Below are 13,247 nucleotides of genomic sequence, written 5' to 3' on the forward strand. Positions count from 1 at the left end.
TCCTTTGCATTGGGTTAGTTGGCGACGTTGATGTCGCCCTTCATGCCGGAATCGTAGTGACCCGGGACCAAGCAGCCGAAACCGAAGTCGCCAGCATTGGCGAACGTCCAGATGATTTCGCCTCTGGCGCCGGGCGCCAGCCGGATCGCATTGGGATCGGCGTGCTCCATGTCGGGGAACTTCTCCATCAGCGCCTTGTGCTCCATGATCCCCTCATGGACGTCCATGACGAACTCGTGGTCGACTTGGCCCTTGTTGACGAATTTCAGGCGAACGGTCTCGCCCTTCTTCACCTTAAGGACGGCCGGCTGGAACAACATTTTTCCGTCGGCCTTCTCAGACATCGAGATGTTGATAGTCCGCTTTGCCTTGCCGGCCTCGCCTGGATTGCCGATCGGCATGGTGGCGGCTTTGTCGCCATGGCCTCCGGCGTGGGTTCCACTGGCATGAGCCGCTCCGGAACTGAGCGCCGTCAAAACGGCCGCTGCGATGATATGTTTCATGCTGTACTTTCTCTCATTGTTGAGGTTGAGGGGTTTCGGTCTGTCATCCCTGTTTGCCGTGACCGCCGTGCGCTGCCGGGGCCATCGTTTTTGCGTCGCCTGATTTCGTGGGAGCGGGGACATCCCCCTTCCACTCGTAGGCCACGGTTCCCGCCGGGTGCTGGTACCAGCCAGGATCGGCGTAGTCGTCCGAGGCGAGCCCCTCGCGAACCTTCACGACCGAGAACATGGAGCCCATCTCGATGGGGCCGAATTGCCCCCAGCCATCCATCATCTTGATGGTGTTGTCGGGCAGCGGCATTTCCATTTCGCCCATGTCGGCCATCCCGCGATTGCCCATCGGCATGTAGTCGGGCTGAATTTTTCGGATCTTCTCGGCAACCCTTGTCTTGTCGACGCCGATGAACGTTGGCACATCGTGTCCCATGGCGTTCATCGTGTGGTGCGATTTGTGGCAGTGGATCGCCCAGTCGCCCTCATATTTAGCTTCGAACTCGTAGGCCCGCATGGCGCCCACAGGAATGTCGATCGATACTTCCGGCCAGCGAGCCTCTGGGCGTGTCCAACCCCCGTCGGTGCAGGTCACCTCGAAATCGTAGCCATGCATGTGGATCGGATGATTGGTCATGGTCAGGTTGCCGACACGGACCCGCACTTTGTCGTTCTTGGACACGACAAGGTGGCTGATGCCGGGGAACAGGCGACTGTTCCAACACCACAGGTTGAAATCGGTCATAGTCATGATTTTCGGAACGTAAGATCCGGGCTCGATGTCGTAGGCGTTCAGCAGGAACACGAAGTCACGGTCCACCCGCATGAACTTCGGGTCCTTCGGATGGATGACGAAGAAGCCCATCATGCCCATCGCCATCTGCACCATTTCATCGGCGTGCGGGTGGTACATGAAGGTGCCGCTCTTCACGAGGTCGAACTCGTAGACGAAGGTCTTGCCGGGCGGGATTCCCGGCTGGGTAAGACCGGTCACGCCATCCATGCCACTGGGCAGGATCATGCCGTGCCAGTGCACGGTGGTATGCTCCGGCAGCTTGTTCGTCACAAAGATGCGGACGCGGTCGCCTTCGACCGCCTCGATGGTCGGCCCGGGGGACTGACCGTTGTAGCCCCAGAGATAGGCGGTCATTCCGGGCGCCAGTTCCCGCTCGACCGCCTCGGCGACAAGGTGGAATTCCTTCACGCCATTGTTCATGCGGTGGGGCAGCGTCCAACCGTTGAGCGTCACAACCGGCTGGTAGTCCGGGCCGCTCGTCGGAAATATCGGTGGCTGCATGTCCGGCGATTCCATGACAGCTGCCTCCGGCAAGCCCATCGCCGAGGTCTTGGTCCATGCCGTGGCACCGGCGAGCAGGGCTCCGGCGCCGAGTAACTGACGTCTTGAAAGCATTTTCTTCTCCTTGAGTTCAGTGGCCTTCGGCGCCCGCTTCGGCTGCGGCCGGAGCGTCGCCGCCGCCGGGCGAGTTTGCGCCGCCACCGTGGATGGCGGTTCCGAGATTGACGTCGGCCAGCCAGAAATTGCGCTTGGCGTTGAGGGAAAGCATGATCGAACTGATTTTCGCGCGGGTGTCCGCCAGCAGCTCGAACGTGTTGGTGATCATGCCGTTGTAGGTGAGGACCGACTCCGCCTCGATCTTTGTTCGCAGCGGCACAACACTGTTCCGATAGTGCCGAGCAATGTCATAGGTCGAACGGTAGGTGTCATAGGCGGACCTCGCCTCGGAGCGGATGTTAACCGCCTGTTCCGCCATCCGATTGGCGGCTTGCATATAGGCAAGCTCGGCCTTGCGCATGCGTGCCTTGCCGGTATCGAAAATCGGGATGACGAACTCCGCCTCCAGGGTGGGTGCGACACTCGTCTCCGTCCCGCCCTCCCCGGACTCCTCGCGTTCCACCTCCGCGCCGGACAGCAGTTCCAGGTCACTGACGTAGCGCGTCGCCTCGGCGAGACCGTACGATTTCGCCAGCGCCTCAAGCTCAAGTTTCGCGATCTCGAGGTCGATGCGATTTCTTAGCGCTTCCGCCTCGATGGCGCGTTTGGCCTTGGCGCCTTTGGGCAGGGCTGGAAGCATGTTGGGGACCGAGTAATCGACGTCCGGTCCCCATAGACCCATGAGGCGGGTGAGTTCTTCCTTGGCAGTCCGGGCGGCGCGGCGCGCCTCCGCCGCCTGACCGGTGATCTCGGCATAGAAGACGTGTTCGCGGGCCTGGCCGGTTTTTGTAAAAGCGCCTGTCTCCCCTAGTTTTTGAGCGAGTTCGGAGGCAGCGTCGGCGGCGGCTTGCGCCTTGTTCAGATAGGAAACGCTTTCCCAGGCCGATGCCGCATTGATCCAGGCCCGCCGCGTGTCCGCGGCCAGCCGCAACGTTTCTTCGGCGGCGCGGAGCTGGGCCTGACGGAAGCGTGTGTCCGCGACCGCGACGCGTCGCTGACGGGTCATCAGCGCAAGGATGTTGCTGGCAACAGCCCCCTCGATCGTGCGTGCCGGATCGATGCCGATCATACCGACCGAGATCGTCGGATTGACGAGCATCCCTTCTTGCCAGACATCGGCCGCCGACAGACCGATCTCGGCGTAGGCGGCCTGCAGGCCTTTGTTGTTGAGCAGGGCGACCTGCACCGCGATGTCCGGACCAATCGTCTTCTTCTGGACGAGGCGCTTCACGCGCTCCGAAACCGTCCGCGCTTCCTCGCTGGACTGCACCCACACTGTTTTCTTGCCGGTCACGGAATCGGCACGCGCCGCGACTGTCGTGAAGCCGGCCATGGGGACTGAGATGCCATCAAGGGCCCCGCTGGTCGTGCATCCGGCAGCGATCAGCGGAATGGTCACCACCGCAGCTATGGTCAGGGGCCGGCGCTTCATGATCCGGCTCCCGGGGCTGCGGGAGAGAGTTCTTGATTGAGCCGCCGCCAATCCTGCGGATCGAGTGGCTCCCGCTGGCGATAGTCAGCGACGACCGGATGGTATTTCGTGCCACGGATGCCAATGACGGGATCGGCCGGATTGAAGGCGGGAAGAACGTCGGACGGCGTGGTTGCCGCGCATCCGGCAACGAACAGCGATGCGAACATCGCGAAGCCTGCGATTTTCATTGTAGACCTGAATCTTGACGTGTGCATTTGGCCGCGTGGGAACGAATTCCCAACGCTGCGCGCGAACGCCCTCAAAAGAGGCGTCAGTTCAGATGTATTTGGGGGGTCTAATTAGCGCTTTGTATTCGCCGAGCGGCAAAGTGACGGCAATGACGGGCGCAAAGCAGCGGGAGACAACAGGCTCCAACTCAGGACAATCGACTGGCACCGCATTTGCCGGCGCGCAATGGACTTCACAGCTCTTGTCGGCGGATTGGTTGTCGCCGTGCTGATGCTCCGACCTGTCCGTGTCATTCGCCTTGGCGCCGTGATGGCCCATGCCGTGTGCAGGTGTCTCGGCTTGCAGATCCGCGCTGGCGTGAAAACCCGTGGCATCGGCTGTGGCGAATAGACCAGGCTGAAGCGCCGACATGACCAGGAATCCGATCGCAAGCAGAACTCGCAGCGGTACGCTTCCTAGGATCGCGATTCGACCAACAGTCCTCATCGGCCCTTTCCATAATTGTTCGGCTGATTTGTCAAGGCCGCCTTCGACCAGTTTGCTGCAGTGCAACCAAAAGTGAGGATCGTTGCAGGAACGGTATTGCTCGAAGCCCCCATGTGCCACAACATTTTTCATACATTTTTGTATGCCCTGTTTATGGCTCATGCTTAGGAACGCAACCGTGCTGCGATGTCCGCGATTTCGGTTTAGCTCAGGCTCAGCACGCTCCGGCGACGACCAGATAACGCGAGACCTTCGCGAAAGTGACGATTGCAACAAAGCTCCATAGCGGCTCGCGTAGAACCCCAGCGACCACGGTCAGTTTTCACCGCCGAGCCCGGGACGGTGGCCTATGCTGGCGACAAGAACCAGCATTGGAGGCGGGAAGGAACCAGTAACGAGGAGTCCCGCAAGGGCGGCCTCCGACTGCGCCGGAAGGAATGGTTGCCGCAGTGAAGGCAACAGCAAACAGATTGCCGTATACGGCAAAGATTTCCATCTAATCTTCGACTTGCGGATCAGGCTTCGGAGCTGCACATCGATCACGACCATCAGTCCGCCACCGCCCTGTTCTTCGACATTGTTGTTGGTCGTATGATGCCCGATATGGCAGTGGATCAGCCATTTTCCGGCCCGACGTGCCTGCCAGACGACATCGTATCGTTGCGCTGGTCCGACGTTGACCCGCGGCAAGGAATCGTGCCGAGTCCGGGATAGTCTCGCCGTCGCGGGCGACAATTTCGAATGGACCGCCGTGGACGTGCATCGGGTGGATAAACCCATTGTGGGTGCCAATGAAGCGCACTTTCAGAGTTGGCATGGTCAGAGGGCGGGTGATCCATTGCCGAGGCCGCTGCTTTGGTGCGGGATTTCGGAGAGGTGGCTCATCGATCCGTAGCTGATGGGCTCCCTCTCTATGAGATCGAGCTAGTTCAGGATCTGGGCAAGGAACAGTTTGCTTCGCTGGTGACGCGGATGCGAGAAGAATTCGGAGGGCGTGTTCATCTCAACGATCTCGCCCTGGTCCATGAAGACGACGCGGTCGGCGACCTGGCGGGCAAATCCCATCTCGTGCGTGACACACAGCATGGTCATGCCATCCTCGGCCAACGCGACCATGGTATCGAGCACTTCTTTGACCATTTCCGGATCGAGTGCCGACGTCGGCTCGTCGAAGAGAATGATTTTGGGGCTCATACAAAGCGCGCGCGCGATCGCAACCCGCTGCTGCTGGCCGCCTGACAGTTGGCCGGGATATTTGTGCGCCTGGTCCGGAATCTTCACTCGTTCCAGATAATGCATGGCGGTCTGCTCGGCTTGCCCGCGCCGCATCCCGCGTACCCAGATCGGCGCCAGCGTTAGGTTCTCCAGAATAGTCAGGTGCGGAAACAGGTTGAAGTGCTGGAACACCATGCCGATGTCACGCCGGATTACGTCGATCTTCTTCAAATCATTGGTGAGTTCGACGCCGTCGACGACGATCTGTCCCTGCTGGTGCTCCTCCAGCCGGTTGATGCAACGGATCATGGTCGACTTGCCCGAGCCCGAGGGCCCGCAGATCACCAGCTTTTCGCCGCGAAGGACCCTCAAGTTGATGTTCTTAAGCACATGGAAGTCCCCGTACCATTTGTTCATCCCGGTCAATTCGATTGCCGGCCGATCATTGGGATTTGGCATGGACGGAACGCGCTTTAGGGGGGACGATAACATCACGGCATTTCCTAGTGGGCGGTGGGGCCGCGCCGCTCCAGAAAGTCGGTGAAGCGGGCGAATGAGAAGGAGAGTGCGAAGAAGATCGCGCCGATGAACAGGAACGTCTCGGCCGCAGGCGATGGCCAATCCGGGTCGGCCAGCGCCGCTTTACCAGAGCTGATCAGGTCGAACAGGCCGACCACCAGGACAAGGCTGGTGTTCTTGATCATGACGATGATGGTGTTGGCCAGCGCCGGGATCGCCACCCGGATCGCCTGCGGCAGGATCACCAGATATTGCATGCGCCAGAAGGGCAGGCCGACCGCCGCCGCGGCCTCGTACTGGCCATTCGGGATAGCCTGCAGGCCGCCGCGAATCACCTCGGCGAGATAGGCCGCGGCGAAGATGGTGAGGGCGACCAGCGCACGCACGAACTTGTCAGGCAACAAAGCCTCGGGCAGGAACAGCGGCATCATGATCGATGCCACGAACAGGATGGACAAGAGCGGCAGTCCGCGCACCGATTCTATCAGGACCACGGCGCCGACGCGTATCGCGGGCATGGTCGAGCGCCTGGCCAGCGCAAGGAGGATGCCGACGGGGAAGGCGACGCCGATGGCAACGACGGTGAGGATGAGTGTGACCGGCAGGCCGCCCCAAGAAGAGGTCGGAACCTCGGTCAGGCCTAAACCGCCGGCCATCAGCCAGAAGATCAGCACTAGTGCCGCCACCCAGAGCGCCGCCAGCCGCGGAGCCCAGCTGGCAGGCCGCACCGACCAGCCGAGCAGCGCCAGGATGAGCAGGCAAACGATGGCGGGGCGCCAGCGGTCGTCGAGCGGATAGATGCCGAACAGCAACTGCCCGGACTTGGCGTAGATGAAGCTCCAGCACGCTCCGGTGGCCACCCGACACGCGCGTGGACTGGGGTCGAACAGCACAGCGTCGATTACCAGCCAGCGCAGCATCGGCGGCACCGTGGCGACGAGCAGAACGCCGAACAACAGCGTCAGGGCGGCATTGAGCGGCGTGCCGAACAGGAGCCTGGCGGACCGCCGCAAGGCGCCGAAGCGGATCTGTCCTGGCGTTGGCTCGGCCGGAAGGGGAAGAGACAGGGCCTTCATGGTTCAGCGCTCCACGATGGCGATGCGACGGTTGTACCAATTGGCCGCGCTCGACAGGCTCAGGTTGAGAGAGAGATAAACGCCGAGGATGATAAAGACGCCCTCGATCGAATGGCTGGACTTGCTGATGATGGTGTTCATCACCGCAAGGAAGTCCGGATACCCGACCGCGATCGCCAGCGTCGAATTCTTGACGACGTTGATGTATTGGCTGTTGAGCGGCGGGACGATCACCCGCAGCATCTGCGGGATAATGATCAGACGCAATATTTTGCCACGCGGCAGGGCGAGCGAATGACCTGCGTCCCACTGACCGCGGCCAACCGAAAGCACGCCGCCGCGCACGATCTCGGCGACAAATCCGGTGGTGTAGATGGTCAGCCCGATCAGGATGGTGCTGAGTTCGGGCGTCAGTTCCTTGCCGCCCTTGAAATTCGACCCGGTGAAGGTCGGCCAGTCGACGGAGAACTTCGCGTTGGCAAGCCAGACCCCGGCAACGCCAACCGCGAGGATCGCCGGTGCGGCCAGCGGCGGCAGCCATCCTCGTCTCGCCGCCGCCCAGCCGACGGCCGCCAGTGCCAGGGCGAGAGCAATGACGAGCAATCCCGGGGTGGCGATGTCAATGCTGACAGCCGGCACCACAAAGCCGCGCATGGAGGCGTAAACGCCTGGCAGGGGATTGAGCGCTTCGCCGACCGGCGGCAGCACCTTCCACCACAGTGAGTAGAGAAAGATCAGGAGCACGATCGGCGGTGAATTGCGTGCAACCTCCACCAATGCGCGGCAGGTGCCCGCTGCCAAGGGATTGCTGCTCAGCCGGGCAATGCCGACGACGAGGCCGAGCGCGGATGAAAAGACGATGACGACGGCGGAGATGAAGACGGTGTTGGCGATCCCGGTCGCGATCGCCCAGTAATAGGGATCCCTCGACTTGTAAGTGAGGATCGCTTCCGAGATGACGATCCTTGACGGCATCATCAGGAAATCGAAGCCGATCGGGATGCCGCGTGCCCTGAGATTGGCGAAAGTCGTGCTGACGAGCAGGGCAGCGAAGGCGGCAGCCACGGCCACGACGGCACACTGGATGATGATCGATCTGGTCTTGGCGTCGCTCAGCATTTCGACCTCCACGTTTCGCGGCGTTAGCAGGAAAGGGAGCGCCGCGCACGTTTCCCCCCTTTATGTGGGGCTCAATCCCAGGGGAAAGGATAGTTGAGGCCGCCGTCCTTCCACAACGCGTTCAAGCCGCGCTCGACCTTCAGCGGGCTGTCCTTGCCGAGATTGCGATCCCAGATCTCGGCGTAGTTGCCCATTTGCTTGATGACGTTGTAGGCCCACTTGTCGCCCAATCCGAGCGGCTTGCCGAAACCGGGCTCCTCGCCCAGCACGCGTTTGACTTCCGGACTGCCCGAGGCAAGCTTTTCATCGATGTTTTGCGAGGTGATGCCGTTGGCTTCGGCCCAGAACAGCGCATTGAGTGTCCAACGCACGACGTCGAAAAGCTGATCGTCACCGCGGGCGACCGCGACGCCATTGGGTTCGGCGGCCCTGCCGACTCGGATGATGTCGTAGTCGTCCGGGTTCTTGGCCACCGAGGCACGCTGTCCGGCTGCCGCAGTGCCGTCGGTGACGTAGGAATCGCAGCGGCCCCCAAAGAAGGCGTCGCGCGCCTGAACGGTCGAGTCGTAATAGACTTTCTCCATCGCGATCCCGAACTCTTCCTCGGTTTCCTCTATCGCCTTCTCGGTCAGGCTGCCACCGCCTTGCAGGCAGACGGTCTTTCCGTCGAGCAGTTTGGGCTCCGTAATGTTATCGGCCTTGCGCACGAGCATGCCGTCCGTGTCGTAGAGATTGATCCAAACGAAGCGGACAACCGTATCGCGACTGTAGGTGATGGTGGATGTGCGCGACAGAACGTCGATTTCCCCAGTTTGCAGCGCAGGGAAACGCTGGCCTGCGTTAAGCGGCACGTAACGGATCTTCTCCTTGTCGCCGAGGATGGCGACCGCGAAAGTGCGGCAGATGTCGGAATCGAAGCCGCGATAATACCCCTTCTCGTCCGGCCGGGAGAGACCGGGCACGCCCTGGCTGGCGCCGCAGCTGACATAGCCGCGCTCCTTGATCTTGTTGACGACCGCCTGCGCGCTGGCGTCCACGGCGCCCGTACTCAGGCTGGCCAATCCTATCGCCAGGCCCGTGAGCCATTTCAGACCTTGATGTTTCATAGTCATTCCCCTTGTCGTTGAGGTTATCGTCATTCGGTGGCCTTGACGTCGGCTGCGGCGGTTCCGCTGCGCCGGGCTTCAGCAAAAAGTTCGAAGGCCTGGGAAAGGTCGGCTAGAAGATCGTCGAGTGCCTCGAGGCCGATCGACAGGCGCCAGACCGGGCCAGGCTTCAGCCAGTCGAGGCTGGCGCGGCCCTTGCGCGGATCGCTGACGGCAATCAGCGAATGCACGCCGCCCCAGCTTGCACCGAGCCTGAACAGCCGCAGGCTGCGCAGGACATGGGATTGCAGTGGCGCCAGTTCCGGCCGCAGCACGAAGGAGAACACGCCCGCCGATCCGGCGAAGTCACGCTTCCAGACCGCGTGGCCAGGATGACCAGGCTCCGCGGGATGCAAGATCTGTGCGACTTCCGGGCTTTCCGACAGCCAGGCGATGATCTTCCGCGCGGTGGCGTCGGCATGACGCATGCGCACCGGCATGGTCATCAGGCCACGCTCGCACAGCGCGCAATCCTCCGGCGAGACCCCGTAGCCGAGGAAGCGCGCCGTGTCCTTCAGGCGTCGGAACAGCGCCTCGTCGCGCACTGAGACTGAACCCATCAGGAGATCACCATGGCCGCCGGCGTGTTTGGAAAGCGCCTGCATCGAGATGTCGACGCCATGAGCGAGCGGCTTAAACAGCAGATGCGAGGCCCAGGTGTTGTCGGCCGCGACGAGCGCGCCGGCCTTGTGGGCCGCGGCTGTGATGGCGGGCACATCCTGGACTTCGAAGGTGGCCGAGCCAGGCGATTCTACCCAAACCAGCCGCGTTCTGCCGTCGATCATGGCCGCGATGCTTGCGTCCAGCCGTGGATCGTAGCAAACCGCCTCGATCCCGAGGGGGCCGAGAAAACGCTCGGCCATGTCGCGCGCCGGGCCATAGAGCGTCTCCGGAATCAGAACCCTTTCGCCGCCACGGCAGACAGCCATGGTTGCCAGCGTCATGGCGGCCATGCCCGACGGAATGACGAGAGCCCGCGATCCGCCTTCCAGCACGGCGATGTGATCTTCGAGCTGCCGGCTGGTCGGTGTGCCGTAAAGTCCGTAGCTGAACCCGTCGTACAGGCGCTCGACGCGACGCTCGTACGACTCCAGATCGTCAAAGACAATGGTCGAGGCTCGCTCGACCGGCATCGCCACCGCCTGGAACGGTTCCTCGGAGCGCTTGGGAGGATGGACATGTGAAGTGTCGTCGCGTCGGTTCATGGGCGCAACTTAGCCGGCTCATCCATTGCCATCTATGACCGCAGCGATAAAGTTAATTCGCTTTTGATATGGGTTGCACTATGAACCTGCGCGACATCGATGTCTTCAACGCGATCATGATCACGCGCGGCGCCGGCGCGGCGGCCGCGCTGCTCGATACCTCGCAACCGGCCATCAGCCGTTCGCTAGCCAAGCTAGAGGCTGAACTCGGCTTCAGGCTTTTCGACCGCATTCGTGGCAGGCTGGTGCCGACACGCGAAGGGGAGTTGTTCCATGCCGAGGTGAAAGCCAACCTGGTCGGGCTCGACCGGCTCAAGCTGCGCGCGGCCCAGATCAAGGAGGTCGGCACCGGTACCATCCGCGTCGCCAGCTTGTCGGCGCTCGGGCACGGGCTGGTGCCGCGCGCCATCGTAACGTTCTCGCGCCGGCATCCCCAGGTGCGCATCAGCTATCAAGTTCGCACTTCCAACGTCGTCCGCGACTTGGTGGCATCCGGCAGTTTCGACATCGGGCTCGCGGCCGACGAGGTCGATACCAGCGGCGTGCTACACAGCATCTTCACCACGCCGCGCGCCGTCTGCGTGATGCCAACGACTCACCGGCTGGCGCGGAAGGAGGTGATCACACCGGCCGATCTCGCCGACGAGGCGTTCCTGGCATTGTCACCGGAAGACACGGTGAGGGTCGCCATGGACAAAATCCTGACCGCGAATGCCGTGCGGCCGCGCATCCTAATCGAGACGCCCTACGGCCTGACCATCGCCATCCTCGCGGCGAAGGGCATGGGGATCGGCCTGGTGAACCCCTCGGTCATTGCCGACCGCATGATTGGCGGCATCGTGGCCAGGCCATTCGAGCCGGCCGTGCACTTCCGCGCGCTGCTCCTGCGTCCGCCGGACGGAATCAACTCGGCGCTGATTACCGACTTCATCGCCGAACTCTACGCGGCGCGCAATGCGCTATCGAGCGAACCGTAGGCGAACAAGTCAGCGCTCGTCGCTCGGCTCGTCATGCATCAAGCCGGCACTCGACAAGTTCGTTGAAGCAGTGTGCGGCACATCAGTGGCCGGCCATGGTACTCCCCTGATTGGCATTTGGGACAGACTGCGGGGTTATCGAGACAGACAAAACAAAGTGTTTGAGAGGAACTCAGATTTGAACGGCTGCTCTTCAAGCTAAGTTGCCAAAAGTCGGCAGCCCGCTGTCGGCCCAGAGCCGCCAGTCTGCAATGCGCCCACAGAGACGAGCCGGCACCCTGAGGGGGGACGTGGGGCAGCGGCCGATCTTCTGACACTCTTCGAGCATGCCGCCGAGTTCCTGGCAAAGAAAGACTTGGCCCAACGCGTTCGACTTGTCGTCCAGGCCCATCCGCCTGTTATAGGCCGACACTTGGTCCCTCAATTGAGAAACTCGGCCAGCTCTATGACCGCTGGAGTAAGCCCAGCCGCCTACAGCAAATGTGATCACTGCATAAACGAAGACACCAAGGGTCACCCTGCTGCCGCGCAGCTTTTCCGGCAACAATTTGACGATACGTTGCATGAATTATCATCTACTGTTGCTGCTGTACCAACCCTAATTGGCCTAATATGATGAACATTTTCTTGAGCACTCGCTCATCGAAAGTCTCATAGGTGCTGACAAACGGGCGGCTTTTCTGTGGCCAAACTGCCGGCGCGCCCCGAGGTGATGCGCTGCCAAAACCGCCCCGGAACCCCGCGACAAGCCCGCACCATACTCATGTGAGGCGGATAGCTGATGAAGTCAAATGGGATGCCGACGAGCTCAGCAAGACCTAGATAGGCGTTCGGACCGCCTCGGTCATTTTCTGAAACTCAGCAAGAATCTCGGGGAAACTCTGCGCGAGATATCGAACAACGCGGGCGTTTTCCAGGAGTCGGGCAAGATACCCTGTGGCCACCACCAGATCCAGATGGTCAGATCCGTAGCTCTCCTCGGTGAGCCTATATGTGGCTACGATGTCGTAGTTCATCGCATCCGCGAATTCGCGGATTGCATCCTTCTGATTGTCGATCGAGTAGCTTTGGTGGTCCGTGGACATTCGCACGTACTGAGCAGCGCGCACGCGTTGCGCGTCATCTGCAGCTCGACGGGCCGTATGGGCCTGTTCCATCATCCAGCGCCTAAAAGGCAGTTTGAACGTTTGCCTAAACCTGCCAACCTAACGGACTGGCGCTGGAATTTCGTTACATTTTCATGGACACTTTGTGTCGAATGGCGCCTTGTTGCTGCGACCAGATTCTCGAAACTCGAGGGCGGGCCTCAATCAACGCCCGAGAAACCATGTCTTTTTTCGTGAGGCATCGTGCCCCCGTTCCGCCGCATTGCGACCGCACGGGACGAGCGATAGGGATTTCAGGCCTTCAAGGGAGACCTCACATGACCTTTTACAAAGCCATCGCCGCCGTGTTGATGACTGCAGCACTGGCAGGCTGCGCGCAGACCGAGGGCCAGCAGCGGGCCGGAACCGGCGCGCTGATCGGTGGCGCCGGCGGCGCTCTCGTCGGCCAGGCCATCGGCGGCAACACCAAGAGCACGGTCATCGGTGCGGCCAGCGGCGCCCTGCTCGGCGCCGTCGTCGGCTCAGCCACCACTCCGCAGCGCCGCGGCGAGCAGATGTGCCGCTACCAGGACCGCTACGGTCGCATCTACACCGCGCCTTGCGACGACCGGTACTACAACGGCGATTATTGAGGCGATTGCAGGCGACGGTAAGGTCGGCGGGACAGCGCCCCTCTCTGTCCTGCCGGACATCTCCCCTCCTCATGCAGGGCTGTCCGGGGAAATTTATTCATATATGAAGGCCATCTGATTGAGGGAGGATCGGTCTCTTGGTCGGCTCGGATTGACC

Annotated in this window: 14 protein-coding genes and 1 pseudogene; 2 read left to right on the forward strand and 13 right to left on the reverse strand. The window is 61.5% G+C overall.

Going from position 1 to position 13,247, the window contains the following annotated elements:
* Positions 1-14: 14 nt before the first annotated feature.
* The 11 genes and pseudogenes from NKH02_RS30155 to NKH02_RS30205 all read right to left on the reverse strand — a co-directional run bounded on the left by NKH02_RS30155 (position 15) and on the right by NKH02_RS30205 (position 10,375).
* Entirely contained in the window at positions 15-503 is a 489-nt protein-coding gene (locus tag NKH02_RS30155) for a cupredoxin domain-containing protein (RefSeq protein WP_352883290.1), read from the reverse strand.
* 43 nt (positions 504-546) lie between these two features.
* Positions 547-1,905 carry a multicopper oxidase family protein gene (locus NKH02_RS30160; protein ID WP_352883291.1) on the reverse strand — a complete coding sequence of 453 codons (1,359 nt, stop codon included), beginning with the start codon at positions 1,903-1,905 and terminating at the stop codon, positions 547-549.
* Between the two features lie 16 nt (positions 1,906-1,921).
* Positions 1,922-3,379 carry a TolC family protein gene (locus NKH02_RS30165; protein WP_502913876.1) on the reverse strand — a complete coding sequence of 486 codons (1,458 nt, stop codon included), beginning with the start codon at positions 3,377-3,379 and terminating at the stop codon, positions 1,922-1,924.
* The gene (locus NKH02_RS30170) at positions 3,376-3,609 is read right to left on the reverse strand and encodes a hypothetical protein (protein ID WP_352883292.1); all 234 of its coding nucleotides are present in this window, start codon (positions 3,607-3,609) and stop codon (positions 3,376-3,378) included. Before NKH02_RS30170 ends, NKH02_RS30165 begins: the two co-directional genes overlap by 4 nt.
* 88 nt (positions 3,610-3,697) lie before the next feature.
* Complete coding sequence (locus tag NKH02_RS30175; RefSeq protein WP_352883294.1) at positions 3,698-4,258, reverse strand: hypothetical protein; 561 nt, start codon at positions 4,256-4,258, stop codon at positions 3,698-3,700.
* Positions 4,259-4,624: 366 nt separating this feature from the next.
* Positions 4,625-4,907, reverse strand: a pseudogene (locus NKH02_RS30180) (multicopper oxidase domain-containing protein); the annotation flags it as partial.
* A gap of 113 nt (positions 4,908-5,020) precedes the next feature.
* On the reverse strand, positions 5,021-5,770 hold the full coding sequence (locus NKH02_RS30185; protein ID WP_352883295.1) for an amino acid ABC transporter ATP-binding protein: 750 nt from the start codon (positions 5,768-5,770) through the stop codon (positions 5,021-5,023).
* 44 nt (positions 5,771-5,814) lie between these two features.
* A complete protein-coding gene (locus NKH02_RS30190; RefSeq protein ID WP_352872765.1) occupies positions 5,815-6,906 on the reverse strand; it encodes an amino acid ABC transporter permease in 1,092 nt (363 codons plus the stop codon).
* A gap of 3 nt (positions 6,907-6,909) precedes the next feature.
* On the reverse strand, positions 6,910-8,025 hold the full coding sequence (locus NKH02_RS30195) for an ABC transporter permease subunit (protein ID WP_352883296.1): 1,116 nt from the start codon (positions 8,023-8,025) through the stop codon (positions 6,910-6,912).
* Positions 8,026-8,096: 71 nt separating this feature from the next.
* The gene (locus tag NKH02_RS30200) at positions 8,097-9,131 is read right to left on the reverse strand and encodes a transporter substrate-binding domain-containing protein (protein ID WP_352883297.1); all 1,035 of its coding nucleotides are present in this window, start codon (positions 9,129-9,131) and stop codon (positions 8,097-8,099) included.
* A 29-nt stretch (positions 9,132-9,160) separates the two neighbouring features.
* Entirely contained in the window at positions 9,161-10,375 is a 1,215-nt protein-coding gene (locus tag NKH02_RS30205; protein ID WP_352883298.1) for a trans-sulfuration enzyme family protein, read from the reverse strand.
* Positions 10,376-10,455: 80 nt separating this feature from the next.
* On the opposite strand from NKH02_RS30205, the gene NKH02_RS30210 reads away from it, so the two are divergent.
* Positions 10,456-11,352, forward strand: coding sequence for a LysR family transcriptional regulator (locus NKH02_RS30210; RefSeq protein ID WP_352872758.1), 897 nt, complete (start codon positions 10,456-10,458; stop codon positions 11,350-11,352).
* Between the two features lie 193 nt (positions 11,353-11,545).
* Here the strand turns inward: NKH02_RS30210 and NKH02_RS30215 are convergent, their stop codons facing one another.
* Together NKH02_RS30215 and NKH02_RS30220 are read right to left on the reverse strand one after the other, a co-directional pair.
* Positions 11,546-11,917, reverse strand: a complete 372-nt coding sequence (locus NKH02_RS30215; RefSeq protein WP_352883299.1) for a hypothetical protein — start codon at positions 11,915-11,917, stop codon at positions 11,546-11,548.
* 253 nt (positions 11,918-12,170) lie between these two features.
* Positions 12,171-12,509, reverse strand: coding sequence for a plasmid partitioning protein RepB C-terminal domain-containing protein (locus tag NKH02_RS30220; protein ID WP_352883301.1), 339 nt, complete (start codon positions 12,507-12,509; stop codon positions 12,171-12,173).
* Between the two features lie 266 nt (positions 12,510-12,775).
* Here NKH02_RS30220 and NKH02_RS30225 point away from each other — a divergent pair, with 266 nt between their 5' ends.
* Positions 12,776-13,090, forward strand: a complete 315-nt coding sequence (locus tag NKH02_RS30225; protein ID WP_352883302.1) for a YMGG-like glycine zipper-containing protein — start codon at positions 12,776-12,778, stop codon at positions 13,088-13,090.
* The last annotated feature ends 157 nt before the right edge of the window (positions 13,091-13,247 follow it).

Origin of the sequence: Mesorhizobium sp. M1396 (genome assembly GCF_040317725.1) — a bacterium.
GTDB lineage: Bacteria > Pseudomonadota > Alphaproteobacteria > Rhizobiales > Rhizobiaceae > Mesorhizobium.

What these genes read in the sequence shown, in the direction of transcription:
- NKH02_RS30200 (WP_352883297.1), bottom strand. Translation starts at nt 9,131, where the DNA reads ATGAAACATCAAGGTCTGAAATGGCTCACGGGCCTGGCGATAGGATTG.
- NKH02_RS30205 (WP_352883298.1), bottom strand. Translation starts at nt 10,375, where the DNA reads ATGAACCGACGCGACGACACTTCACATGTCCATCCTCCCAAGCGCTCC.
- NKH02_RS30170 (WP_352883292.1), bottom strand. Translation starts at nt 3,609, where the DNA reads ATGAAAATCGCAGGCTTCGCGATGTTCGCATCGCTGTTCGTTGCCGGA.
- NKH02_RS30185 (WP_352883295.1), bottom strand. Translation starts at nt 5,770, where the DNA reads ATGCCAAATCCCAATGATCGGCCGGCAATCGAATTGACCGGGATGAAC.
- NKH02_RS30210 (WP_352872758.1), top strand. Translation starts at nt 10,456, where the DNA reads ATGAACCTGCGCGACATCGATGTCTTCAACGCGATCATGATCACGCGC.
- NKH02_RS30175 (WP_352883294.1), bottom strand. Translation starts at nt 4,258, where the DNA reads ATGAGCCATAAACAGGGCATACAAAAATGTATGAAAAATGTTGTGGCA.
- NKH02_RS30220 (WP_352883301.1), bottom strand. Translation starts at nt 12,509, where the DNA reads ATGGAACAGGCCCATACGGCCCGTCGAGCTGCAGATGACGCGCAACGC.
- NKH02_RS30195 (WP_352883296.1), bottom strand. Translation starts at nt 8,025, where the DNA reads ATGCTGAGCGACGCCAAGACCAGATCGATCATCATCCAGTGTGCCGTC.
- NKH02_RS30165 (WP_502913876.1), bottom strand. Translation starts at nt 3,379, where the DNA reads ATGAAGCGCCGGCCCCTGACCATAGCTGCGGTGGTGACCATTCCGCTG.
- NKH02_RS30215 (WP_352883299.1), bottom strand. Translation starts at nt 11,917, where the DNA reads ATGCAACGTATCGTCAAATTGTTGCCGGAAAAGCTGCGCGGCAGCAGG.
- NKH02_RS30190 (WP_352872765.1), bottom strand. Translation starts at nt 6,906, where the DNA reads ATGAAGGCCCTGTCTCTTCCCCTTCCGGCCGAGCCAACGCCAGGACAG.
- NKH02_RS30160 (WP_352883291.1), bottom strand. Translation starts at nt 1,905, where the DNA reads ATGCTTTCAAGACGTCAGTTACTCGGCGCCGGAGCCCTGCTCGCCGGT.
- NKH02_RS30225 (WP_352883302.1), top strand. Translation starts at nt 12,776, where the DNA reads ATGACCTTTTACAAAGCCATCGCCGCCGTGTTGATGACTGCAGCACTG.
- NKH02_RS30155 (WP_352883290.1), bottom strand. Translation starts at nt 503, where the DNA reads ATGAAACATATCATCGCAGCGGCCGTTTTGACGGCGCTCAGTTCCGGA.